The sequence below is a fragment of the Achromobacter sp. genome, from assembly GCF_057314935.1.
Genome location: NZ_DBHKZA010000027.1, coordinates 1 through 21,679, shown reverse-complemented (window position 1 = coordinate 21,679; position 21,679 = coordinate 1). Strand labels below are relative to the sequence as shown.

Below are 21,679 nucleotides of genomic sequence, written 5' to 3'. Positions count from 1 at the left end.
TGACACTATGCGAGCGCCGTTGCCGCTCACCGAAATATGGCCTATCCGGCCAGGAGTGAACCATGAATGCAGTGACCGAAACCGTCGACCTCCAGGCCGCCCCGCCTGTTCCTTTGGTATTTACTGACTCGGCTGCCGCCAAAGTGAAGGATTTGTTGGCCGAAGAAGGCAACCCTGAGCTGAAGCTGCGCGTGTTTGTCCAGGGTGGCGGCTGTTCGGGCTTCCAGTACGGCTTCACGTTCGACGAAGTCGTGAACGAAGACGACACCGTGCTGGACAAGGCCGGCGTTCAACTGCTGGTTGACCCGATGAGCTTCCAATACCTGGTCGGCGCCGAAATCGACTACAAGGAAGACCTGGAAGGCGCGCAGTTCGTCATCCGCAATCCCAACGCCAGCACCACCTGCGGCTGCGGTTCTTCGTTCTCGGTGTAATTCCTTACCGGTTCGGGAAAGCAAAAGCCCTTCGGCATGCCGAAGGGCTTTTTGTTTTTGGGCGGCCTCTGGCGCGATCCTGCGTTCCTGCCCGCTTCAAGCGGGATATAGCGCGCCCAGGATCCGGGCCCCGCGCGCGCCCGTGACGGCCGGCAGCCCGGCGGGCCGGCGTTCGACGAACGCCTGCGCCAGCCACGCGAAGGCCAGCGCTTCGACTTGCTGCGCGGGCACGCCCAGCGCATCGGTCGGTTGCACCGGACGCTGCAGGCAATATGCCAGTTCACGCATCAGGCCGGCGTTATACGCGCCGCCGCCGCATACGAAGACCTCCTGCGTGCCTGCTGCGGCCGCGTCGATGGCGTTGGCGACCGTTCTGGCAGTCAGGCGCTGCAGCGTCGCCTGCACGTCTTCAGCGGCCGGCTTGGGGCCGTCGAACGCGGCCAGCCGGTCGTCCAGCCATTGCAGGTTGAACAGGTCGCGTCCGGTGGACTTGGGCGGGGGCAGGGCGAACCAGGGCTCGCTGGCGATCAGTTGTTCCAGCAAGGGCGCCACTACCTGGCCCGTGGCGGCCCAGCGGCCGTCGGCGTCATAAGGCTGCCCCTGATGGCGTTGGCACCAGGCGTCCAGGAAAACGTTGGCCGGGCCGGTATCGAAGCCGCGCGCCGGCTGGCCGGGCGCAAGCAGCGTGACGTTCGCGATGCCGCCCAGATTGAGGACGGCGCGGCCATGCTGTGCGCCGAAGATCGCGGCATGGAACGGCGGCACCAGCGGCGCGCCCTGGCCGCCAGCGGCCACGTCGCGGCTGCGGAAGTCCGCGACGACGTCGATGCCGGTCAATTCCGCCAGCAGGGCGGGCGCGTTGAGCTGCACGGTATAGCCGCTATCCGGCCGGTGCCGGACGGTCTGTCCGTGCGCACCGATGGCGGTTACGGCATTCGCCGCAAGGCCGGCGTCCTGGAGCAGGGCGGAGACTGCCTGGCCGTACAGTCGGGCGAGCGCGTTCGCGGCCAGCGCGGCGCGCGCCAGCTCGTCGTCGCCCGACAGGTTCAGCGCCAGCAGCTCGCGGCGCAGGTTCTCGGGCATGGGCAGGCTGGCGCTGGCAAGCACGTGCGGCGCCTGGCCGGCGTCCAGTCGGACGAGCACGCCGTCGACGCCGTCGACGCTGGTGCCGGACATCAAGCCGATGTAGAGCGCTGGGTTGCCCTGCGGGCGGGGTGCGGAGGAATTCACGGGCGCCTCTGAAAGAAGAAAGGCGGCCGGCAGAATCTGCACGGGCCGCCTTTTTGGGACGTTTCGCTGCGGCGGGCCGGTTAGCGGCTGGCCACGTTGGTCAGGGCATCAGGCAGCGTTTGCTGGAACTCGGTCAGCAGCTGGATCTGCTGCTTGTACGGCGCCACGGCCTGGTTGAACGCGCGGACTTCCGCAGGTTCCAGGGCGCGGGCGACCGGCAGGTCTACCGACAGCGGGTCGATCGGCTGGTTGTCCACGCGGAACTCGTAGTGCAGGTGCGGGCCGGTGGCCCAGCCGGTGGCGCCCACGTAGCCCAGCAATTGGCCTTGCGAGATCTTCGAGCCCTTGGTGATGCCTTCGGCGATGCGGCTTTGGTGGGCATACAGCGTGGAGTACTTGCCGTGATGCTTCACGATGACCACGTTGCCGTAGCCGTTCTGCCAGCCGGAGAACTCGACCGTGCCGTCCGCCGTGGAGTGGATCGGCGTGCCCGACGGCGCGGCGTAGTCCACGCCCTTGTGGCCCGTCCAGGTCTTGTGGATGGGGTGCATGCGCATGCCGAACGTCGAGCTGATGCGGCTGAACTTCAAGGCGGTGCGCAGGAACGCGCCGCGCAGGCTGGTGCCGTCGAAGTCGTAGTACGAACCGCTCTTTTCGTCGGGGCTGAACCAGACGGCGCTGTAGGTCTTGCCGCCGTTGATGAATTCCAGGGCCAGCACGCGGCCGGCGCCGGCGTAGCGGCCGTCGTGCGAGCGCACTTCGTAGACCACGCGGAACTGGTCGCCCTGGCGCAGGTCACGCAGGAAGTCGATCTTGGCGCTGAGGATGTCGGCCATCTGCATGGTGACCGAGTCCGGGATGCCGGCGGCGTCCGTGGCGCCGAACAGCGACGACTTGATCGTGCCCACGGCGACGCGGGTCTGGCGGTCGGTGCTTTCGGTGACTTCCTCGGCCTTGTAGCTGTCGCCGGACGGGGCCACGTGCAGCATGCGCGTCACGACCTGGCCGTCGGTCTCATTGCCGGGGGTGTGAATGTAGCGCAGCCAGATCAGGTTGCCCTGATCGTCCGTGGCGGCCTGGACGGAGCGGCCCGGGTACAGCTTGTAGATGCTGCGGGCGCTGGCGTCGTGCGTCAGGAAGGTCTGCAGGTTCGGGGCGTCCAGCTCCAGGCGTTGCAGCACGGCGGCCAGCGTATCCCCGGCACGGATGCGGGTTTCGCTGATGTACGGCGCGGCGCTGGGGCTGCTGACTTCGACTTGCTCGGCGGTCAGCGGCAGCACGCTCTGGATGATGCGGGACGGGGGGAGTTCGGTGCGGTCGGGTTGCTGCACCATGCCGAGGGCGGCGGCGCCTGCAAACAGACCGATAGCGGAGACGAGAAGAGTGCGACGGAAAAGTCCCGAGCGATGCGGCTTGGGCTCAACGGGCGCAAACAGGGCAGCAACTTTGCGCTTGATGCTACTCGCCAGTTCGTGGAGGCCACGATTCATCGTGAAGATACCCTCTCAGGTGGCTTGAGCTCGCAGGGTGCGTAACACGAACGGCCCCTGCGCGCCACGAATTCGGGGGCAAGGGCTGCTGGCGCAGGGCGCATCTTGTGAACAACGGGTGGTAGGCCGAACCGCAACTGCGAACTGCGTATAGATAGCAGTTGCGTATGATTGGGCGGTATCCTAGCTGATTCGGCTAGAATTTTCGATAGTTTTCGTCACTTTTTACACCTTTTTGTCGGCTGAAGCCGCGTTGGTCCCCCTGCCATGTCACCCTCAGAAGCCCCTATCACTCCCGAAGTCGAAGCCGATCTGCGTATAGCCAAGCGCGGCTGCGACGAGTTGCTGGTCGAGTCCGAATTCGCTCGCAAGCTGGCCAAGAGCCGCGCCACCGGCGTGCCCCTGCGTATCAAGCTGGGGCTGGATCCCACCGCGCCGGACATCCATCTGGGCCACACCGTGGTGCTGAACAAGATGCGCCAGCTGCAGGACCTCGGCCACAACGTCATTTTCCTGATCGGCGATTTCACGTCGACCATCGGCGATCCCAGCGGCCGCAACAGCACCCGCCCGCCGCTCACGCGCGAGCAGATCGAGGCCAACGCCAAGACCTACTACGCGCAGGCCAGCCTGGTGCTGGACCCCGCCCGCACCGAGATCCGTTACAACTCCGAGTGGTGCGATCCGCTGGGCGCCCGCGGCATGATCCAGCTGGCGTCGCGCTACACCGTGGCCCGCATGATGGAACGCGAGGACTTCACCAAGCGCTTCAAGGGCGGCATCCCGATTTCGGTTCACGAATTCCTGTACCCGCTGATGCAGGGCTATGACTCGGTGGCGCTGAAGTCCGATCTGGAGCTGGGGGGCACCGATCAGAAGTTCAACCTGCTGGTCGGGCGCGAGCTGCAAAAGGAATATGGCCAGGAGCCCCAGTGCATCCTGACGATGCCGCTGCTGGTGGGCACCGACGGCGTAGAGAAGATGTCCAAGTCCAAGGGCAACTACATCGGCATTTCGGAGTCGCCCGATTCGATGTTCGGCAAGCTCATGTCGATTTCGGACACGCTGATGTGGCGCTACTTCGAACTGCTGTCGTTCCGTTCGCTGGAAGACATCGCGGCCCTCAAGCAAGAGACCGATAGCGGACGCAACCCGCGCGATGCCAAAGTCATGCTGGCTCAGGAAATCATCACGCGCTTCCATTCGGCGCGCGCGGCCGACGAAGCGCTGGCGTCCTTTGAAGCACGCTTCCGGGATGGTGCCATTCCGGAAGACATGCCCGAAGTGAATATCGGCGGCGCGCCGGTGGGCATCCTGAAGCTGCTGCGCGAAGCGGGCCTGGTCGCATCGGGTTCCGAGGCGCAGCGCAATGTGGAGCAGGGCGGCGTGCGCGTCAACGGCGATCGGATCGAGGATAAATCGTTGCAATTGCCCGCGGGGACTTACGTCGTCCAGGTGGGCAAGCGCAAGTTCGCGCGTGTTAACTTGAACCCATGATTGCGAAGTTTTGATACGCTGAGGGTACAGGCGGGGGCGGGACGCCCTTGCGGCACTTCAAGGAGCACGACATGAAACTTTCGAGTTTGTCTTTTTCCGATCACGAGTCGATTCCGGAGCGCTACGCCTTCGGCAAAATCGATGCGCAATCGCACGTCGCGCTGGCAGACAACTACAACCCGCAGTTTTCGTGGGACGACGTCCCGCCGGGAACGCAGTCGTTTGCGTTGATCTGCCACGATCCGGACGTGCCGTCGCGGCCTGACGACGTCAACCAGGAAGGCCGCGAAGTCCCGGCCGACCTGCCCCGGGTGGATTTCTTCCACTGGGTGCTGGTGGATCTGGCCGCCGACCTGCGCGAAATCGATGAAGGCGCCTTTTCCAACGGCATCACGCCGCGGGGCAAGGGCGGCCCCTTGGCGCCGATGGATGCGCGCCAGGGCATCAATTCGTATTCCTCGTGGTTCGCCAACGACCACGACATGAGCGGCGACTACTTCGGCTATGACGGCCCGTGCCCGCCCTGGAACGATTCGATCGTGCACCGCTACGTCTTCACGCTATACGCGCTGGACGTGCACAGCCTGAACCTGAACGGCTCGTTCACCGGCGAGGATGCGCTGCGCGCCATGCAGAAGCACGTGCTGGCGCAGGCCTCGGTCACGGGCACCTACACGCTCAATCCCAAACTGGCGCCCAAGCAGATCGGGGCGACCGAAGCGTAGCGCCAGCCGCTGACGCTGCGTAAAGAGGGCCGCGATTGCGGCCCTTTTTTTTGGGACGACGCAGGGCGGTCCCTTCCGGCTCTGCGGTGAGCCGCATTGCCATTGGTCCGCGATTTTCGGCCGAATCGAGCGCACAGCGTGGCGATTTGCTGGAATAGGAACAGCCCCATTTGGAGAGTCGAGCCATCGCGTGGACGGCGGCTGTGCTTCGTTCCATTTTGGTATAAAATTTTATACAGATGGATGGTAATGACGTTGGGAAAGGAAATACGCTGGATCGGTTCCGCCTATGTGGACTTGTTGAGATTTCCCGACGAGAGCCGGCGGCAGGCGGGATTTCAGCTCGGCAAGATTCAGGCTGGCCTTGAGCCGGATGATTGGAAGTCGCTGGATAACCTGGGCAGCGGAATTCGCGAGCTGCGCATCCGGGAGCGGGCGGGTTCGTTTCGAGTGATGTATGTCGCCAAGTTCGAAGAGGCGCTTTATGTCCTGCACGCATTTCAAAAGACGACGCGCGCCACGAGTCCCCGGGATCGCGACATCGTCACCGCCCGATATCGGGCGGTGATCAAGGCAAGGAGTACCGGCAAATGACGATCGACACCCAAGTTCGGCACGTGACCCCGTTCGGCGCGAACCTTTTCCTGGAATTGGGCTTTGCCCCCGCGGAAGCCAGGCGCCTGCAAGCCATCTCAATGAAACAGATCGATGACGCCAAGTTCCTGAAAGAGCAGCTCATGAGCGAGTTGGCGTCGTGGATCGCTCTGCATCATCTGAAACAGTCGGATGCCGCCAGGATCCTGATGGTTTCGCGGCCACGCGTATCAGATGTGGTGAACAAGAAAACCGCCAAATTCACGATCGATGCGCTGGTGGAAATGCTGGGTCGGACGGGTAAGTCGGTGACGCTCTCAGTGGTGACGCCAGCATCCTGAAAAAGGGCCGCGATTGCGGCCTTTTTTGCGTTCGCAGCCACTGTCCGTCAGGCGGCCGAACGCTTCAAGCGCAGCAGCGCCAGTCCGAAGGCGACGAAGATCGAGCCGACCAGGCGGTTCAGCCAGACCACGATGCGCGGTTGGCGCAGCAGGCGGCGGGCGCGGCGGGCGAGGGTGCCGTAGGTCAGCAACGAGACCAGCGACATGGCCATGAAGATGCCGGTCAGGATGAAGAATTGCGGCAGCAGCGGTTCGTGCGCGTTCAGGAATTGGGGGAACAGCGCGGTGAAGAACAGGATGGGTTTGGGATTCATGGCGGCCACGAAGGTGGCTTCCAGGTACAGCCGGCCCGGGCGGCGCGGCGCGGCGCCGACGGCGGCGTCTTCCGGCGGCGCAATGTGGGCGCGGCCCAGCAGGTGGCGCAGGCCGACGTAGATCAGATACGCGGCGCCTGCGATCTTCAAGGCCGTGAACAGCAGGGCGGAGGACTGCAGCACCACGCCCAGGCCGAGCATGGCCGCGGCCGACAGCAGGAACAACCCTGTGACGTTGCCCAGCGTGGACGGCACGACGGCGCGCACGCCGCCTGCCGCGCCGTTGCGGATGGCAAGCATCGTGGCGGGGCCCGGACTGATGACGCTGGCAGCAGCTACTAGCGAGTAGGTTATGAGGGTGGCGCTTTGCATGAAAGTTTCTCAAGTCGGATTGAGAGCGGTTTCCGGGCACGACGCGTTCGCGTGGTTTTCGTGCCCATCACGGGTATTTTGCCCCGCTTGGACGCATTTTGGCGGCAATTGAATCCGCCCGACGCGGTAAACTATCCAGCATTCTTCGGGTTTACCCACCCGACACGGCTTTCTCCTCTCTTACCGCCTCAGGAATCCCCCGTCATGTTTGACCGCAACCTCACCTTGTCCAAGGCTGACCCGGACGTTTGGGCCGCCATCCAGAAGGAAGACGTTCGCCAAGAGCAGCACATCGAGCTGATCGCTTCGGAGAACTACGCCAGCCCGGCCGTCATGGAAGCCCAGGGCACGCAGCTCACGAACAAGTACGCCGAAGGCTATCCGGGCAAGCGCTACTACGGCGGTTGCGAGTACGTGGACGTGGTCGAGCAGCTGGCCATCGACCGCCTGAAGCAGATCTTCGGCGCCGAAGCCGCCAACGTGCAGCCCAACTCGGGTTCGCAGGCCAACCAGGGCGTGTACATGGCCGTGCTGAAGCCGGGCGACACCGTGCTGGGCATGAGCCTGGCCGAAGGCGGCCACTTGACGCACGGCGCGTCGGTCAACGCCTCGGGCAAGCTGTACAACTTCATTTCGTACGGCCTGGACGAAAACGAAGTCCTGAACTACGAGCAAGTCGAACAGCTGGCCCGCGAACACAAGCCCAAGCTGATCGTGGCGGGCGCATCCGCCTACGCCCTGCACATCGATTTCGAACGCATGGCCCGCATCGCCCGTGAAAACGGCGCGCTGTTCATGGTCGACATCGCCCACTACGCGGGTCTGGTCGCCGGCGGCGCCTACCCCAACCCGGTGCCGCACGCCGACTTCGTCACCTCGACGACGCACAAGTCGCTGCGCGGTCCGCGCGGCGGCGTCATCATGATGAAGGCCGAGCACGAGAAGATCATCAACTCGGCGATCTTCCCCGGTATCCAGGGCGGTCCGCTAATGCACGTCATCGCCGGCAAGGCCGTGGCGTTCAAGGAAGCGCTGGAACCCGGCTTCAAGGATTACGCGCAGCAAGTGGTCAAGAATGCCAAGGTGCTGGCCGACACGCTGGTCAAGCGCGGCCTGCGCATCGTCTCCGGCCGTACCGAAAGCCACGTCATGCTGGTGGACCTGCGTGCCAAGGGCATCACGGGCAAGGAAGCGGAAGCCGTGCTGGGCCAGGCCCACATCACGGTCAACAAGAACGCCATCCCGAACGACCCGGAAAAGCCTTTCGTGACCAGCGGCATCCGCCTGGGCACGCCGGCCATGACCACCCGCGGTTTCACGGAAGCCGATGCCGAACTGACCGCCAACCTGATCGCCGACGTGCTGGACAATCCGCGTGACGAAGCCAACATCGCCGCCGTGCGCGCGCGCGTCAACGAACTGACCTCGCGCCTGCCGGTCTACGGCAAGAAGTAAGCAGCACTTTCCCCGGCCCCCAGGCTATCCGCCTCGGGGGCCAGACCAAAGGGACGGCCCCGCAAGGCGCCGTCCCTTTGCTTTCCCGGCGGCAGGCGCTATCCTCGAGCCGGCCCGTCCGTACTATTGGGGACGAATAAGCCGTATTGGCGCTTCCCGCGGAGCGCGTCGTTACAATATGCTCAATTATTGCTATCCGTGCCTTTAGGGAACACACATGCGGTGTCCATTTTGCGGCAATGCCGAAACACAGGTCGTCGACAGCCGCGTCTCGGAAGAGGGCGACGCCATCCGTCGCCGCCGCCGCTGCCTGTCCTGTGACAAGCGGTTCACCACCTATGAGCGGGTGGAGCTGGCCCTGCCTTCCGTCGTGAAGCGCAACGGCAGCCGCAGCGAGTACGATCCCGCCAAACTGCGGGCCAGCCTGAGCCTGGCGCTGCGCAAGCGCCCCGTCAGCACCGAGGACGTGGATGCGGCCGTGGCGCGCATCGAAGAACAGTTGCTGGCTAGCGGCCTGCGCGAAGTGCCCAGCGAGCACATAGGCGAACTGGTCATGACCGAGCTGCGCAAGCTGGACAAGGTGGCCTACGTGCGCTTTGCATCGGTCTACAAGAGCTTCGAGGACATCGGCGAATTCGTCGAGGCCATCCGTGAAATGCAGGGGCCGTTGCTGCCCGGCAAGCTGCGCAAGGAATAGCGTCCGGCGGGAGAGGGCAGCAGGGCGATTGACGGCGCTTCGGCGCCGTTATTGCAGGGTCGCCGAACGCGCCAGGCTGGGCGTCTGCGGCTGGAATCTGCGCCAGACGCGGCGCATGTGCTGCGCCGAGCCGAAGCCGGATTTCTCCGCCACGCGCTCCAGGTCCAGCCGCGTTTCGCGCAGCAGGTCGCGCGCCAGCGCGACGCGTATCTGATACAGGTAGTCCATCGGCGTGCAGCCCGCGTGCTCGCGGAACAGCCGCGTCAGGTGGCGGGCGCTGGTGTGCGCCTGGTCTGCCAGCGACTGCGCGGACCACGGCGCGGCGGGGTTGCGCACGACCGCATCCTGCACCCGGTGCACGCCGGGATGCATATGGCTGCGGTGCTCCAGCCATGGCGAGAGCGTGGAATCCGTGCCGGCGCGGCGCTGATAGACGACCATGTCGCGCGCCACCTCGCTGGCGGTGCGCGGCCCGCAGTGGCGCGACACCATGTGCAACGCCAGGTCGATGCCCGCCGTGATGCCGGCGCTGCTGACCAGATTGCCGTCTTCGACGAAGATCCGGTTGTCGTGCACGCGGGCGGTCGGATCGATGTCCGCCAATTGTTGCAGGCAGGAGTGATGGGTGGTGCAGTCGCGTTGCCGCGTCAATCCGGCCGCGGCGGCGAACAGGGCGCCCGCGCAAACCGTCATCAGCGTGAAGCCGTCCGCCGGATGGCGGATCGCCAGCCAATCGACGATGGCGTGGGCGTCCGGGCCGTCCAGCCGCGTGGGCTGGCCCACCACGCCCGAAATGATGACGAGTGCATGCGCGGGCAAGGCCGCCGGCAGCGGCTGGATATGGGCAAGGTGCAGGCCCGCGATGCCGCTTTCCACCGCATCGGAAGGGCCGCAGAAATGCTGCTCGAACGTGCCGGGGCAAAGCTTGTTGGCCACGCGGAAGGCTTCCGCGGGACCGGCCAGGTCCAGCAGGACGATGCCCCGCGACAGCACGAAGTACACGGGGATCATGGCGCGCTCCTTGTCCGGGTCAGGCCGCCAGCGCGTCGGCGGCGCGCGTGACGCGTGCAAACCGGCCTTGCAGCACCAATTCGGTATGGTCGCGGATCTCGGCCGGCGTGTAATGCTTGCCGGACGGGCTTTGCATGGCGAACGTCAGGGTGGCGTCGGTCGGGAAGACCACCTTGAAGCCCGCGTCGCTGGCGTGGCGCGACGTGGTTTCGCAGCATTGCTCGGTGCGGATGCCGCTGACGATGATGCCCTCGATGCCGTTTTCCCATAGCCAGTCATGCAACGAGCGGCCGTCCGCGCTCTCGGCGTACAGCGAGGAATGCACCGTCTTGTGGAACACGGCAGTGGGCGCCACGCGCAATTCCTGCAGCGTCTTGACGTGGCCGGAGGCCAGCGAGAATGGATTGGCCGGGTCGCTGGCCTTGCTGATGTGGAACACCTGCAGCACGGGAATCCCCCGGGCTGCGGCCGAATCGATCAAGCCCTGGATCTGCTCCAGGAAGGCCGGATATTCGGTTTCGTCCCAAAACGGACGGTGCCGGAAAGACTCTTGTACGTCGATGACGATCAGCGCTTGTTTCATATTCCGGGCTCCAGGCCAAGGATTTCAGGGGGTACGGCGCCATTCTGATGCGGATTCCCGCCTGGGGCGAGATCGTCGAAAGACGCCGAACGGCCCAAAACGGACATGCTGTGAGCATACCCCTTCCGGCCGCGGCAGCATGCGCCCCGGCGCGCCGCCGCGGACATACAATTCCTGCCATGACGACCGTAAGCCACCCCGACGATATCTATTGGATGCGACGCGCCCTGGCGCTGGCAGAGAGCGTGCTTTTCACGACGGCGCCCAACCCCCGGGTCGGCTGCGTCATCGTGCGCGACGGGCGAGTGCTGGGCGAAGGCGCGACCCAGCCGCCCGGCGGCCCGCATGCCGAAATCCGCGCGCTGCGCGATGCCCAACGCCGCAACGAGCCGGTTGAGGGCGCCACGATGTACGTCACGCTGGAGCCCTGCAGCCATTTCGGCCGCACGCCGCCCTGCGTGGACGCCGTCCTGGCCGCCAGGCCTGCGCGGGTGGTCGTGGCCATCGGGGACCCGAATCCGCTCGTCAACGGGCAGGGCCTGGCGCGCTTGCGCGAGGCCGGCATCGAGGTCGCGACGGGGGTGTGCGCCGAGGAGGCGCTGGCGGTCAACGCGGGCTTCATCTCGCGCATGAGCCGGGGGCTGCCCTGGGTGTGGATGAAGATGGCCGCGTCGCTGGATGGCCGCAGCGCGCTGCACAACGGCATGTCGCAATGGATCACCGGCCCCGAGGCCCGCGCCGATGGGCACCATTGGCGCGCGCGCAGCTGCGTGGTGCTGACGGGCATGGGCACCGTGCTGAAGGACGATCCCCAACTCAATGTGCGGGGGGTGGAAACGCCGCGCCAGCCGCGCAAGGCGGTGGTGGATGGCCGTTTCGAGGTCCCGGAAGGCGCCCGCTTGTTTGATGGCGCCGAAGTGATCGTCTTTACCGCCCGCGAAGACGCGGCCAAGGCGGCGCGCCTGGCCGACAAGAACGCGCGCGTGGTGGTGCTGCCCGGCCAGGCGCCCGACCGCGTGGACCTGCCGGCCGTTATGCGCTGGTTCGCCCAGGAGCAGTTCAACGAAGTTCACGTGGAAGCGGGAGCGGGCCTGTCGGGCGCGCTGGTCGCCGCGGGCTGCGTGGACGAACTGCTGCTGTATCTGGCGCCCGTCCTGCTGGGCGACGCCGCGGGCATGGTGCGCCTGCCCATGCTTGAACACCTGGATGCCGCCCAGCGCTATGAGTTTATCGACGCCGCGCGGTTGGGCGCCGACATGCGCGTGCGCGCCCGGGTGCCCGACACCTGGCGGCAACTGGTGCAGCGCGTGGCGTTGCCGGCGCTGGCCTAGGGCCTGGCCCCCTTCGGCCCGCGGGGCGCTGCGCAGTGGCGCCATGCGAAGACGCAGGCGCCGCCCGCGACAAGCATCAGCAGCCCGACGGCCAGTAGCAGTCCGCCGTGATTGCGGCGCAGGCGTTCCCATGCCTTCCAGGCTTGCGTGTAATGGAACCAGGCTGCCGCCTGGAAGTCCGGCGCGGGGCATTCACGCCCGAAAGTGGCGCTGAAAGGCACTTGCGCGCCTTGCTCCACGTAACGCTGATACATCGCCTGGGCGCGTTCGGGCGAGTCGTCGATGATGTAGCGGGTGCCTTGGCACAACACGGCGGCGAATGCCTGCGAACGGTTCGGCAGCAGGGCGGCCGATTCCAGCGCGTGCTCGGTCGCGACCTGCCGATAGTGGAAGCGCGCGTACGGCTTGGCCTCGCTGGCGGCGAAGCGCACGCGTTCTTCCGGGGTCACCAGCGGCCCGGGCAGCGCCGCCTCGGCGCGCTGCGCGGGCGTCGCTTGCGGCGGTTGATTGTCGCCGTCCGCGTTTTGACGCCACGGTTCCGGGCTGCGGCCTGCGCCATAGGTGTAGTTGCCGTCGTACACCGCAAAGTCGGGATCCTGCTCGTAACCCATGATTTCCAGGCCATGCCGCCGCGCCAGCTGCGCGGCCTTGAACCAGGCCTGGGCCCGCGCCGTGCGGCCCAAGGCGCTGCCGGCCTGTTGCAGGGCTGCCGTGTATTGGACGGCGTGCCGATGGCTGCTGGATGGCGCGATGCGCCACGACCCTGCGGCGTCATACGCCAGGGTGGCGAAGCGGGCGTCGGTGTCTTGCGGGAAATAGGCCAGGGCCTGGTCCATGCGGCCTTCGCGCACCAGGCGGCGCGCCAGCAGCACGCGCAGGCGGTCTCCATCGGTGATCGGATGCTTCACCATCCATTCGTAAAAGCGCTGGTAGTCGAACTGCGCGAAGCCGGCCGGGGCGGGCGGCACGGCTGAGGCGGGCACCTGCTGGTCCACGTAGGCCTTGAGTTCGTCAGCCGTCAACACGCGTTCCGCGACATAGGCCGCGTCGTTCCAGTACGGCGACATCGGCCAGCCTTCTTCCTGGGCGCCGGCCGCCGCCGCCGGAAGGGAGGCGTGAAGCAGCATGTCCAGCGCCTCTACATATTGCCCGCGGGACAGCGCCAGCACGCCTTGTTCCGCCTTTAGCCGCGCCCGACCCGAGGCTTCAAGACCGGTGTCCGTGGCGGTGGGAAACGCGCTTGCGGCACGCGCATAGGCTTGCGCCGCCGCGGCCATGTCCCCCTGGCGGATCGCCAGTTTGGCGCGGACCCACCAGGCAAGCGGCGTGCCTAGCCGGCTGGCCAGGCCTTGCGCCAGATCGTAGCGGCCGACCCGGTAGGCCAGCGCGGCCACGCGGTCGGCATCCTGGACGTGGCTCACGTCCTGCTTGGCCAGCGCCGTCGTCAGCGCTTGCAGCGCGGGGTTGGGCGTGACATTGCGTGCGCCCGCTCCGGCGTCGGCGTAGCCGCGCTGCCCGTTCAGGTCGAACGTGGCGAACATGTCGAACGCGCTGTCCGGGTTGCCGTCAACGATATCGCCCACTCTGGCCAGCGCATAGGCCACCAGCAGCCGTTGCGCGACAGGGTCATCGATCAGCCGGCTGGCGCGCAAAGGTGTCGCCAACGCCCAGTTTGCCAGGAGGCGCAGCGAGGCCATGCCGCTGCCTGAACCGCGTGCCGCCTGCTCCGCATACAGGCGGATCGCCTGCTTCAATGCGGGGGCGGCAATGGCGTCGGGGCATGCCGTCGCGGCCAGGAAGTCCTCGGCGGTGCACGTTCCTTGGGATCCATTGAGCAGCAGACGGGCCTCCTGGCCGTAGCTGGCGACCGCCAGGCCCAGGGGGTCCGGCGCGCCCTTTTGCGCTAGCTGGCGCACGCGCGCATAGGCGGCAGATGTGCCGTCGGGCGCGGCGACTGCCGCGTCCCCGGTTTCGCCAACCCCGATTTCAGCCAACATATACGCGGCCCAAACGCTGCGCGCAGCCCCTTGGAGTTCGGGCAACGCCAGGATGTCGAGCAAACGCGATCGGGCTCGCGCCAGCGCCGAATCGGCGTCGGCAAGCGCGGCGGACCGGATGTCGACCGCTGCGGCGGCGTACAAACGGACGGCTTCGGGCAGGCCATCGCCCGCCGCATAAGCCTGATCGCCGTCAGGCTTGGCGCGCATCGCGCGGAGGGTGGCGCGTTGCGTGGGGTTCAACGCGGGGTCGAAGTCTTCCGGAATGGCGTCTTGCCGATAGCTGCCGTCGGGCAAGGCGGCCGATTCTTGCGCCCGCAGCGCGTCGGCGGGCGTAACCAGGCGCGCCACCTCAAAGCTGAAGGAATTGGCAGGCGTGCTTTTCAAGGTGCCGGCCCGGTCGTCCAGCAACTGTGCCGGAAAGTCCGGACCGCAAGCCACGGCGATGCCTGCGCCGACGGCGCACGCCAACAACGTCAGGCGGATGATCGATCTACGGTTGTACATGGAAGGTCGTGGGTGGGGTTTCACAGCGTATCCAGCCGATATGGCGTTGGCCGCCGGCGCGCAGCAGGCCGTCTTGCGCGCGGCGCAGGTAGAGCCCTGCGCCGTCGCGTTCCAGCGTGTAGCCGTTGATGCCGTCCGCGCCGCGGCAAACGCCATTCCAACGGATGATGAACGGCAGGGCGCCGTCGGCGTTGCCGGTGTTGGAAAGCACCAGGTCCTGCGCGCCGCTGCCGGCGCTTGCTTGCGCGCCGAGGTGCAGCGCGGGTTGCAGCGGCTGACGCAACAGCACCGCGCGCCAGGTGGCCAGGCTCCAGACGCGTTCGTCGCGCGCGGTGGGCAGCCGGAACCAGACGACGCCGGCCAGGCCGCGCGGGCGGGACTGGTGGATCTGATCGACAAAGGCCGCCATGGCGGCCGGCGTGACGACCAGCTCAGTGGCGCGGCCGCCCGGCTGCAGCGCGGGACGTTCGCTTTCGATGGCCGCCACGTTGCCGTCTTCATCCCAGGCGACACGGCTGCCGTAAGTCGGCAACGCCACGCGCCAGGGCTTTTGCGTGCGGTCCGCAAAGGCGTTCAACCATGCGCGCGCGCGTTTCGCGTCGAACAGGCCTTGCGTGGGGTTCAACACCGCATGCACTTGCAGCACCGCTTCGTCGGGCACCTTGAGCAAGGCGTCCAGTTCGGGGCTGTTGAGCCACGTGGGCAGCGCGGTGATCGACAAGGCGCTGTCAGGGCCCAGGCGGCCTTTCAATGCGGTGAGGAAGTGGCGATAAGCCGGCAGTTTCGACGTGGCGCAGTCGTAATCGATTTCAATGCCCGCCACCGTGATGCCGGCGTGGCGCCAGGCCTGGCGCGCCGCGGCGATCCGCGCCGCCGTATCGTCCGCGTTCAGCGCATCGACCCGGCCATCCAGCCGCCATACCATGACGACCGGACGGCGGGCCGCGGTCAGCGCGTTCAGGTCGGGCGCGGCATCGAACCATCGGCCGTCCGCGCTCATTTCGGCGATCAGCACGCGCCACGCCTGCACGGCATCGGCACCGCCGGACAAGGCTTGCTGCACGGCCGGCGTCCACTGGCGCTGCCAGACATAGGCATCGTTGGACAGGTCGGGCGGGGGCTTTCCGCAAGCGCTCAGCGTCAGCAGCAGGCCCGCGAATCCGGCGGCGGCGGCGCGTTCAACCGCCGGTTTCGCAGGGTTCAGGATCAGGCTCAAGGCTTGCCGCAAGCGGAGCAACATGACGCAGCGTGGGAAATATCGCGTGTTCAGGTCAACGCGGAGTGCGTTGAGATGCGTGATTCTATCGTTGAAGGCGATGCGTGTTTTCGTGGCCGCGGCAACCATCGCGCGAAGTATCCGCGTTCACGCAAGGGGTACTAGCACTCGGCATGCATGGCTGCCAATTGTGCAGTTGAAACCGCGCGAAATGCCTTTCGTAGCGCATCCGCGCCGCATGCGGCATGGCGATCGCATCAAGTTTGCGAGCGATTCGCGCGCGTGCTTTTTCATGGCGAAAACCCTCATCACTATTTTGGCCGATGCGTCAAATGAATTGCCACAAAACGGTCAATTGGCTTTAGCATAGGGCTATGACTTGGCGCTACGTGCTAACGGCCTTCACCGCACGGTGCTACGCGCCCACGTCACCACGGATTCCCGTGCCGCGATATCGGCGCTTTTCACGACCGAACCGGCACGCTGCTGAACAAGGACGCCAAGGCGCTGTTCAGACCGTCCGCTGCCATCGCATAGCGGGCGCATCGGGTTTACGCCCGAATCATAAGAATCCACCGGGATATCGCTCATCCCTTCAAATGATTGCTGACCATTTCATGTGCGGCCGCGGCAAGCGTGCTCGCCATAGCAATATGCTGAAGGCATGCCCGATAACTTCTTCACGTAAGTTGCATTCCCTGACGGAACTTGTATCCGCGGGATGCGGCCTAAATGGAAAGGGCCCGATCGTGCTTCATGGTTGATGTGTGGCGAAAGCAACATAACACCTGGCCGACAATGCTTATCGCTGGTTTGTCTAGTAAAGCGCAGGCACTGAGGCACAATGGGGACACGTAGGGATGTGCTGAATTTTTCGCGTGTTGTAGGAGGTTTCCGTGCAAAACATCGTCGAAGGCTTCAAGTCGCAGTATGCAAAAGAGCAGGAATCAGAGCTTTCCCTTGAGGAATATCTGAACCTCGCTAAACGCGATCCCATGGCGTACGCCAGCCCCGCTGAGCGCATGCTGGCGGCGATTGGCGAACCCGAAATCGTGGATACGCGCAACGACCCACGTCTTTCCCGTTTGTTTTCCAACCGGACCATCCGGCGCTATCCGGCGTTCCAGGAGTTCTACGGCATGGAGGACGTGATCGGCCAGATCGTCGCGTTCTTCAAACACGCCGCACAGGGGCTGGAAGAGCGCAAGCAAATCCTTTATCTGCTGGGACCGGTGGGCGGCGGCAAGTCGTCCATCGCGGAACGGCTCAAGGCCTTGATGGAAAGCTATCCCATCTATGCCTTGAAGGGTTCGCCCGTCAACGAAACGCCCCTGGGGCTCTTCCATCCGGAACGCTTCGGCGACACGCTTGAAAAGGAATACGGCATTCCCCGGCGCTACCTGAGCGGCATCATGTCGCCCTGGGCCGTCAAGCGCCTGAAGGAGTTCGACGGCGACATCTCGCAGTTCCGTGTCGTGCGCCTGAATCCTTCGGTGCTGCGCCAGGTCGCCATCGCCAAGACCGAACCGGGCGACGAAAACAACCAGGACATCTCGTCGCTGGTCGGCAAGGTCGACATCCGCAAGCTGGACCGCCATTCGCAGGATGATCCGGACGCCTACAGCTATTCCGGCGGACTGTGCCTGGCCAACCAGGGGCTGCTTGAGTTCGTGGAAATGTTCAAGGCCCCGATCAAGATGCTGCATCCGCTGTTGACGGCGACCCAGGAAGGCAACTTCAAGGGCACGGAAGGCTTCTCCGCGATCCCGTTCAACGGCGCGATCCTGGCCCACTCGAACGAGTCGGAATGGCAGACCTTCCGCAACAACAAGCACAACGAGGCCTTCCTTGACCGGATCTATATCGTCAAGGTGCCTTACTGCTTGCAGGTGTCCGAAGAAGTCCGCATCTACGAAAAGCTGCTGCATCACAGTTCGCTGTCGGCCGCCCCGTGCGCGCCGGGAACGCTGGACATGATGGCGCAGTTCTCGGTGCTGACCCGGCTGAAGGAACCCGAGAACTCCAGCATCTATTCGAAGCTGCGAGTCTACGACGGCGAAAGCCTGAAGGACGTGGACCCGAAGGCCAAGGCCTTGCAGGAATACAAGGACTACGCCGGCACGGACGAAGGCATGAACGGGGTCTCCACGCGTTTCGCGTACAAGATCCTGTCCAGCGTCTTCAACTACGACCAGACGGAAGTGGCCGCCAACCCGGTGCACCTGATGTATGTGCTTGAGCAGCGGATCGGCCGCGAGGACTACCCCGAGGAAATCCGCCGGCGCTATCTGGAGTTCATCAAGGGCTTCCTGGCGCCGCGCTACGCGGAATTCATCGGCAAGGAAATCCAGACCGCGTACCTGGAGTCGTATTCCGAATACGGCCAGAACATCTTCGACCGCTACGTGACGTTTGCCGACTGCTGGATCCAGGACGAGGAGTTCCGCGATCCTGAAACCGGCGAGAGCTTCGACCGCAGCGCCTTGAACGACGAACTGGAGAAGATCGAAAAGCCGGCGGGCATCGCCAACCCGAAGGACTTCCGCAACGAGATCGTGAACTTCGTGCTGCGGGCGCGCGCCAACAATAACGGCCGCAACCCGACGTGGACCAGCTACGAAAAGCTGCGCGAAGTGATCGAGAAGAAGATGTTCTCGAACACGGAAGACTTGCTGCCGGTGATTTCGTTCAACGCCAAGGCCTCGGCCGAGGACAAGTCCAAGCATCAGAGCTTCGTGGATCGGATGGTTGAAAAGGGTTACACGGAAAAGCAGGTCCGACTGCTGTGCGAGTGGTATCTCCGTGTGAGGAAGTCTTCCTGAGCGAGGTGAATCATGAATTCACTGATCGATCGCCGTCTTAACGGGCGCAATAAAAGCGCCGTCAACCGTGAGCGCTTTTTGCGGCGCTACAAGGACCAGATCCGCAAAGCGGTTCACGGGATGATCCGTGACCGCTCGATTCAGGATATGGATCAAGGCGGAGAGATCAACCTGCCCGCCCGCGATATTTCCGAGCCGACGTTCCGGCACGGATCGGGCGGCGACCGCGAGATGGTGCACCCTGGCAATCGTGAATTCGCCAAGGGCGACACCATCGACCGGCCGCAGGGCGGGCAAGGCGAGGGCGGGTCCGAACCCGGCGAAGGCGAATCGGTAGACCAATTCACCTTCAGCCTGTCGCGGGCGGAATTCCTGAACCTGTTCTTCGAGGATCTGGAACTGCCGCATCTGGCGCGCAACCAGCTGGGCGAAGTCAGCCAGAAGAAATGGCAGCGCGCGGGCTACACCACGACCGGCTCGCCCAGCATGTTGAGCATCAGCCGCACGCTCAAGTCGTCCTTGGCGCGGCGGGTGGCGCTGAACGTGAAGGCGCGCGCCGATCTTGAAGACGCCGAAGCGGCGTTGGCCAAGGCGCTTGCGGCGGGTGCGCCTGCCGCCGAGATCCGCACGCTGGAACAGGAAGTCGAGGACTGCCGCGAGCGCCTTGCCCGCGTGCCGTTCCTGGACGACCTGGACCTGCGCTACCGCAACCGGGTGTCGGTCGCCATTCCGATGGCGCGCGCGGTCATGTTCTGCCTGATGGACGTGTCCGGGTCCATGGACGAAGGCAAGAAGGATTTGGCCAAGCGCTTCTTCACGTTGCTGTACCTGTTCCTGTCGCGCAAGTACGAGCACGTGGACCTGGTCTTCATCCGCCACACGGACAACGCCGAGGAAGTGGACGAGCAGACGTTCTTCTACGACCCCAAGAGCGGCGGCACCATCGTGCTGTCCGCGCTGGAACTGATGCGCGAGATCCTGGAAAAGCGCTATCCGCCTGCGGCCTGGAACGTGTACGCGGCGCAAGCCAGCGACGGCGATTCGTTCGGCGCCGACGCCGGCAAGAGCGCGCGCTTTTTGGCCGAGCATCTGCTGCCGTCGACCCGTTATTTCGCCTATATCGAAATCCCCGACTCGCAAGAGGCTCGCAAGAGCAGCCTGTGGGCGGAGTATGAACAGAAGCTGGAGCCGCATTTCGTCATGCGGCGCATCTGCGACCGCGGCGAGATCTTCCCCGTGTTCCATGACCTGTTCAAGAAGGAAACCGCATGAATGCCATCGTGGGTGCTCTCGTGGAGCCGGCATCGGCCAGCGGCGCGCGGCCGATTTCCCAAGGTTCCGAATGGACGTTCGAACTGATCCAGTCTTATGACGAGGCGATCTCCAAGGTCGCGGCGGAATTCGGGTTGGACACCTATCCGAACCAGATCGAGGTGATCACCTCGGAACAGATGCTGGACGCCTATGCGTCGGCGGGTCTGCCCATCGGCTATCCGCACTGGTCGTACGGCAAGGAATTCATCCGCAACGAGCAATACTACCGCCGCGGCATGCAGGGGCTGGCGTACGAGATCGTCATCAACTCCAATCCTTGCATCGCTTACCTCATGGAAGAGAACTCCATGACGATGCAGGCGCTGGTGATCGCGCATGCGTGCTACGGGCACAACTCGTTCTTCAAGGGCAACTACCTGTTCCGCCAATGGACGGACGCGGATGGCGTGCTGGACTACCTGGTGTTCGCGCGCAAGTACGTGATGTCCTGCGAAGACCGCTACGGCATCGATGCGGTGGAGGCGTTGCTGGACTCGTGCCACGCGCTGTCGCACCACGGGGTCGACCGCTACAAGCGCCCGACGCCCATGTCGTTCAAGGGAGAGGCCGCGCGCCAGGCCGAACGCCAGGAACACGCCCGCCTGCAATACAACGATCTGTGGCGCACGTTGCCGCGCCTGGAAGCCGACAAGGACACGCGCGCCGAGGCCGCGGTGTTCCCGCCCGAGCCCGAAGAGAACCTGCTGTATTTCATCGAGAAGTACTCGCCCAAGCTTGCGCCGTGGCAGAAGGAACTGGTGCGCATCGTGCGCAAGATCGCCCAGTACTTCTACCCGCAGTCGCAGACGAAGGTCATGAACGAAGGCTGGGCCACGTTCTGGCACTACACGATCCTGAACCGCCTGCACGAAAAGGGCCTGGTGGACGACGGCTTCATGATGGAGTTCCTGCAAAGCCATACCAACGTTGTCAGCCAGCGCGGCTTTGACGAGCGCGGCTACGGCGGCATCAACCCGTATGCGCTGGGCTTTGCGATGATGTCGGACATCCGCCGAATCTGCGAGGCGCCTACGCCAGAGGACCGCAAGTGGTTCCCGGACATTGCCGGCAGCGACTGGGGCAAGACGCTGGACTTCGCCATGCGCAACTTCAAGGACGAGTCCTTCATCTCGCAGTACCTGTCGCCGCGCCTGATCCGCGAATTCCGCTTCTTCGCGATTTCGGACCATCAGGCCAATCCCAAGCTGGAAGTGGCCGCCATCCACAACGACGAGGGCTACCGCGACATCCGCCGCCTGTTGGCCGCGCAACACAACCGCGACAACCAGGTGCCGGATATCCAGGTAGTGCGTTTCAACCGCGATTCCGACCGGTCGCTGGTGCTGCGCCATCTGAAGAGCCGCGGCCGGCCGCTGGCGGGCGACGATGCCGAACAGGTGATGAAGCACCTGGCGCGCCTGTGGGGCTTCAAGGTGCGGCTGGAAGAAACCGAGCCGGACGGCACCGTCAGTTCGTATCGCGAGCAAGAGGCGCCGGCTTCCGCGTGAAGACGGGTCGGGAGCAACAGGGACGCGTAGTGCGTCCCTTTTTCTTTGGCGACTTGTGGTGGCCCGCCAGATTCTGCTAGAATCGCGGATTCGCAAATTTCGTAGTGGTGTTTCTGACCCGCTTCGACGTGAGCAATTAGGACAGGTGGCCGAGCGGTTGAAGGCGCACGCCTGGAAAGCGTGTATACGTCAAAAGCGTATCGGGGGTTCGAATCCCCCTCTGTCCGCCAAGAATGAAAAA

Annotated in this window: 18 protein-coding genes and 1 tRNA gene; 12 read left to right on the top strand and 7 right to left on the bottom strand. The window is 64.8% G+C overall.

Annotated elements, in window-relative coordinates; all coding sequences use genetic code 11:
- The first annotated feature begins 62 nt into the window (after positions 1-62).
- A complete protein-coding gene (gene erpA / locus ACO6D5_RS12300; protein WP_006226695.1) occupies positions 63-434 on the top strand; it encodes an iron-sulfur cluster insertion protein ErpA in 372 nt (123 codons plus the stop codon).
- A gap of 96 nt (positions 435-530) precedes the next feature.
- Here erpA and ACO6D5_RS12295 read toward each other — a convergent pair whose 3' ends face one another.
- Together ACO6D5_RS12295 and ACO6D5_RS12290 are read right to left on the bottom strand one after the other, a co-directional pair.
- Positions 531-1,664 (bottom strand): anhydro-N-acetylmuramic acid kinase, encoded by a 1,134-nt coding sequence (locus ACO6D5_RS12295; RefSeq protein ID WP_485825536.1) that lies wholly within the window; start codon positions 1,662-1,664, stop codon positions 531-533.
- A gap of 80 nt (positions 1,665-1,744) precedes the next feature.
- Complete coding sequence (locus ACO6D5_RS12290) at positions 1,745-3,154, bottom strand: M23 family metallopeptidase (protein WP_035213895.1); 1,410 nt, start codon at positions 3,152-3,154, stop codon at positions 1,745-1,747.
- A 267-nt stretch (positions 3,155-3,421) separates the two neighbouring features.
- On the opposite strand from ACO6D5_RS12290, the gene tyrS reads away from it, so the two are divergent.
- The 4 genes from tyrS to ACO6D5_RS12270 all read left to right on the top strand — a co-directional run bounded on the left by tyrS (position 3,422) and on the right by ACO6D5_RS12270 (position 6,311).
- Positions 3,422-4,651: a tyrosine--tRNA ligase gene (gene tyrS / locus ACO6D5_RS12285; protein WP_485825535.1), complete on the top strand. Its 1,230-nt coding sequence runs from the start codon at positions 3,422-3,424 to the stop codon at positions 4,649-4,651.
- A gap of 71 nt (positions 4,652-4,722) precedes the next feature.
- Positions 4,723-5,376: a YbhB/YbcL family Raf kinase inhibitor-like protein gene (locus ACO6D5_RS12280; protein ID WP_006226699.1), complete on the top strand. Its 654-nt coding sequence runs from the start codon at positions 4,723-4,725 to the stop codon at positions 5,374-5,376.
- Between the two features lie 249 nt (positions 5,377-5,625).
- The gene (locus tag ACO6D5_RS12275) at positions 5,626-5,970 is read left to right on the top strand and encodes a type II toxin-antitoxin system RelE/ParE family toxin (protein ID WP_485825534.1); all 345 of its coding nucleotides are present in this window, start codon (positions 5,626-5,628) and stop codon (positions 5,968-5,970) included.
- Entirely contained in the window at positions 5,967-6,311 is a 345-nt protein-coding gene (locus ACO6D5_RS12270; protein WP_315527871.1) for a helix-turn-helix domain-containing protein, read from the top strand. Before ACO6D5_RS12275 ends, ACO6D5_RS12270 begins: the two co-directional genes overlap by 4 nt.
- 47 nt (positions 6,312-6,358) lie before the next feature.
- Here ACO6D5_RS12270 and ACO6D5_RS12265 read toward each other — a convergent pair whose 3' ends face one another.
- Positions 6,359-6,997: a LysE family translocator gene (locus ACO6D5_RS12265; protein WP_485825533.1), complete on the bottom strand. Its 639-nt coding sequence runs from the start codon at positions 6,995-6,997 to the stop codon at positions 6,359-6,361.
- Between the two features lie 204 nt (positions 6,998-7,201).
- On the opposite strand from ACO6D5_RS12265, the gene glyA reads away from it, so the two are divergent.
- Positions 7,202-8,452: a serine hydroxymethyltransferase gene (glyA, locus tag ACO6D5_RS12260; RefSeq protein WP_280028882.1), complete on the top strand. Its 1,251-nt coding sequence runs from the start codon at positions 7,202-7,204 to the stop codon at positions 8,450-8,452.
- 217 nt (positions 8,453-8,669) lie between these two features.
- Entirely contained in the window at positions 8,670-9,149 is a 480-nt protein-coding gene (gene nrdR, locus ACO6D5_RS12255) for a transcriptional regulator NrdR (protein WP_105559298.1), read from the top strand.
- Between the two features lie 48 nt (positions 9,150-9,197).
- Here nrdR and ACO6D5_RS12250 read toward each other — a convergent pair whose 3' ends face one another.
- Positions 9,198-10,160, bottom strand: a complete 963-nt coding sequence (locus ACO6D5_RS12250; protein WP_485825532.1) for a GlxA family transcriptional regulator — start codon at positions 10,158-10,160, stop codon at positions 9,198-9,200.
- 19 nt (positions 10,161-10,179) lie between these two features.
- Positions 10,180-10,743, bottom strand: a complete 564-nt coding sequence (locus tag ACO6D5_RS12245; RefSeq protein WP_485825531.1) for a cysteine hydrolase family protein — start codon at positions 10,741-10,743, stop codon at positions 10,180-10,182.
- A 215-nt stretch (positions 10,744-10,958) separates the two neighbouring features.
- Here ACO6D5_RS12245 and ribD point away from each other — a divergent pair, with 215 nt between their 5' ends.
- Positions 10,959-12,074 carry a bifunctional diaminohydroxyphosphoribosylaminopyrimidine deaminase/5-amino-6-(5-phosphoribosylamino)uracil reductase RibD gene (gene ribD / locus ACO6D5_RS12240; RefSeq protein ID WP_485825551.1) on the top strand — a complete coding sequence of 372 codons (1,116 nt, stop codon included), beginning with the start codon at positions 10,959-10,961 and terminating at the stop codon, positions 12,072-12,074.
- Here the strand turns inward: ribD and ACO6D5_RS12235 are convergent.
- Together ACO6D5_RS12235 and ACO6D5_RS12230 are read right to left on the bottom strand one after the other, a co-directional pair.
- Positions 12,071-14,578: a hypothetical protein gene (locus ACO6D5_RS12235; protein WP_485825530.1), complete on the bottom strand. Its 2,508-nt coding sequence runs from the start codon at positions 14,576-14,578 to the stop codon at positions 12,071-12,073. The two genes, ribD and ACO6D5_RS12235, sit on opposite strands and share 4 nt — an antisense overlap.
- Positions 14,565-15,818 (bottom strand): DUF3142 domain-containing protein, encoded by a 1,254-nt coding sequence (locus ACO6D5_RS12230; RefSeq protein ID WP_485825529.1) that lies wholly within the window; start codon positions 15,816-15,818, stop codon positions 14,565-14,567. Before ACO6D5_RS12230 ends, ACO6D5_RS12235 begins: the two co-directional genes overlap by 14 nt.
- An 881-nt stretch (positions 15,819-16,699) precedes the next feature.
- On the opposite strand from ACO6D5_RS12230, the gene ACO6D5_RS12225 reads away from it, so the two are divergent.
- The 4 genes from ACO6D5_RS12225 (at position 16,700) to ACO6D5_RS12210 (ending at position 21,668) form a co-directional block, all read left to right on the top strand.
- The gene (locus ACO6D5_RS12225) at positions 16,700-18,616 is read left to right on the top strand and encodes a PrkA family serine protein kinase (RefSeq protein ID WP_377785558.1); all 1,917 of its coding nucleotides are present in this window, start codon (positions 16,700-16,702) and stop codon (positions 18,614-18,616) included.
- A gap of 12 nt (positions 18,617-18,628) precedes the next feature.
- Positions 18,629-19,888, top strand: coding sequence for a DUF444 family protein (locus ACO6D5_RS12220; protein ID WP_315527860.1), 1,260 nt, complete (start codon positions 18,629-18,631; stop codon positions 19,886-19,888).
- Positions 19,885-21,438: a SpoVR family protein gene (locus ACO6D5_RS12215; RefSeq protein ID WP_485825528.1), complete on the top strand. Its 1,554-nt coding sequence runs from the start codon at positions 19,885-19,887 to the stop codon at positions 21,436-21,438. The genes ACO6D5_RS12220 and ACO6D5_RS12215 overlap by 4 nt, the downstream gene beginning before the upstream one ends.
- A 139-nt stretch (positions 21,439-21,577) precedes the next feature.
- Positions 21,578-21,668: transfer RNA gene (locus ACO6D5_RS12210), tRNA-Ser, on the top strand.
- Positions 21,669-21,679: the final 11 nt, after the last annotated feature.

Excerpts from the sequence above, each read along its gene's own strand:
- ACO6D5_RS12250 (WP_485825532.1), bottom strand. The coding sequence starts at position 10,160 with ATGATCCCCGTGTACTTCGTGCTGTCGCGGGGCATCGTCCTGCTGGAC.
- erpA (WP_006226695.1), top strand. The coding sequence starts at position 63 with ATGAATGCAGTGACCGAAACCGTCGACCTCCAGGCCGCCCCGCCTGTT.
- ACO6D5_RS12235 (WP_485825530.1), bottom strand. The coding sequence starts at position 14,578 with ATGTACAACCGTAGATCGATCATCCGCCTGACGTTGTTGGCGTGCGCC.
- ribD (WP_485825551.1), top strand. The coding sequence starts at position 10,959 with ATGCGACGCGCCCTGGCGCTGGCAGAGAGCGTGCTTTTCACGACGGCG.
- ACO6D5_RS12280 (WP_006226699.1), top strand. The coding sequence starts at position 4,723 with ATGAAACTTTCGAGTTTGTCTTTTTCCGATCACGAGTCGATTCCGGAG.
- ACO6D5_RS12230 (WP_485825529.1), bottom strand. The coding sequence starts at position 15,818 with ATGTTGCTCCGCTTGCGGCAAGCCTTGAGCCTGATCCTGAACCCTGCG.
- ACO6D5_RS12270 (WP_315527871.1), top strand. The coding sequence starts at position 5,967 with ATGACGATCGACACCCAAGTTCGGCACGTGACCCCGTTCGGCGCGAAC.
- ACO6D5_RS12275 (WP_485825534.1), top strand. The coding sequence starts at position 5,626 with ATGACGTTGGGAAAGGAAATACGCTGGATCGGTTCCGCCTATGTGGAC.
- ACO6D5_RS12265 (WP_485825533.1), bottom strand. The coding sequence starts at position 6,997 with ATGCAAAGCGCCACCCTCATAACCTACTCGCTAGTAGCTGCTGCCAGC.
- ACO6D5_RS12215 (WP_485825528.1), top strand. The coding sequence starts at position 19,885 with ATGAATGCCATCGTGGGTGCTCTCGTGGAGCCGGCATCGGCCAGCGGC.
- ACO6D5_RS12290 (WP_035213895.1), bottom strand. The coding sequence starts at position 3,154 with ATGAATCGTGGCCTCCACGAACTGGCGAGTAGCATCAAGCGCAAAGTT.
- ACO6D5_RS12245 (WP_485825531.1), bottom strand. The coding sequence starts at position 10,743 with ATGAAACAAGCGCTGATCGTCATCGACGTACAAGAGTCTTTCCGGCAC.
- glyA (WP_280028882.1), top strand. The coding sequence starts at position 7,202 with ATGTTTGACCGCAACCTCACCTTGTCCAAGGCTGACCCGGACGTTTGG.
- ACO6D5_RS12220 (WP_315527860.1), top strand. The coding sequence starts at position 18,629 with ATGAATTCACTGATCGATCGCCGTCTTAACGGGCGCAATAAAAGCGCC.
- tyrS (WP_485825535.1), top strand. The coding sequence starts at position 3,422 with ATGTCACCCTCAGAAGCCCCTATCACTCCCGAAGTCGAAGCCGATCTG.
- nrdR (WP_105559298.1), top strand. The coding sequence starts at position 8,670 with ATGCGGTGTCCATTTTGCGGCAATGCCGAAACACAGGTCGTCGACAGC.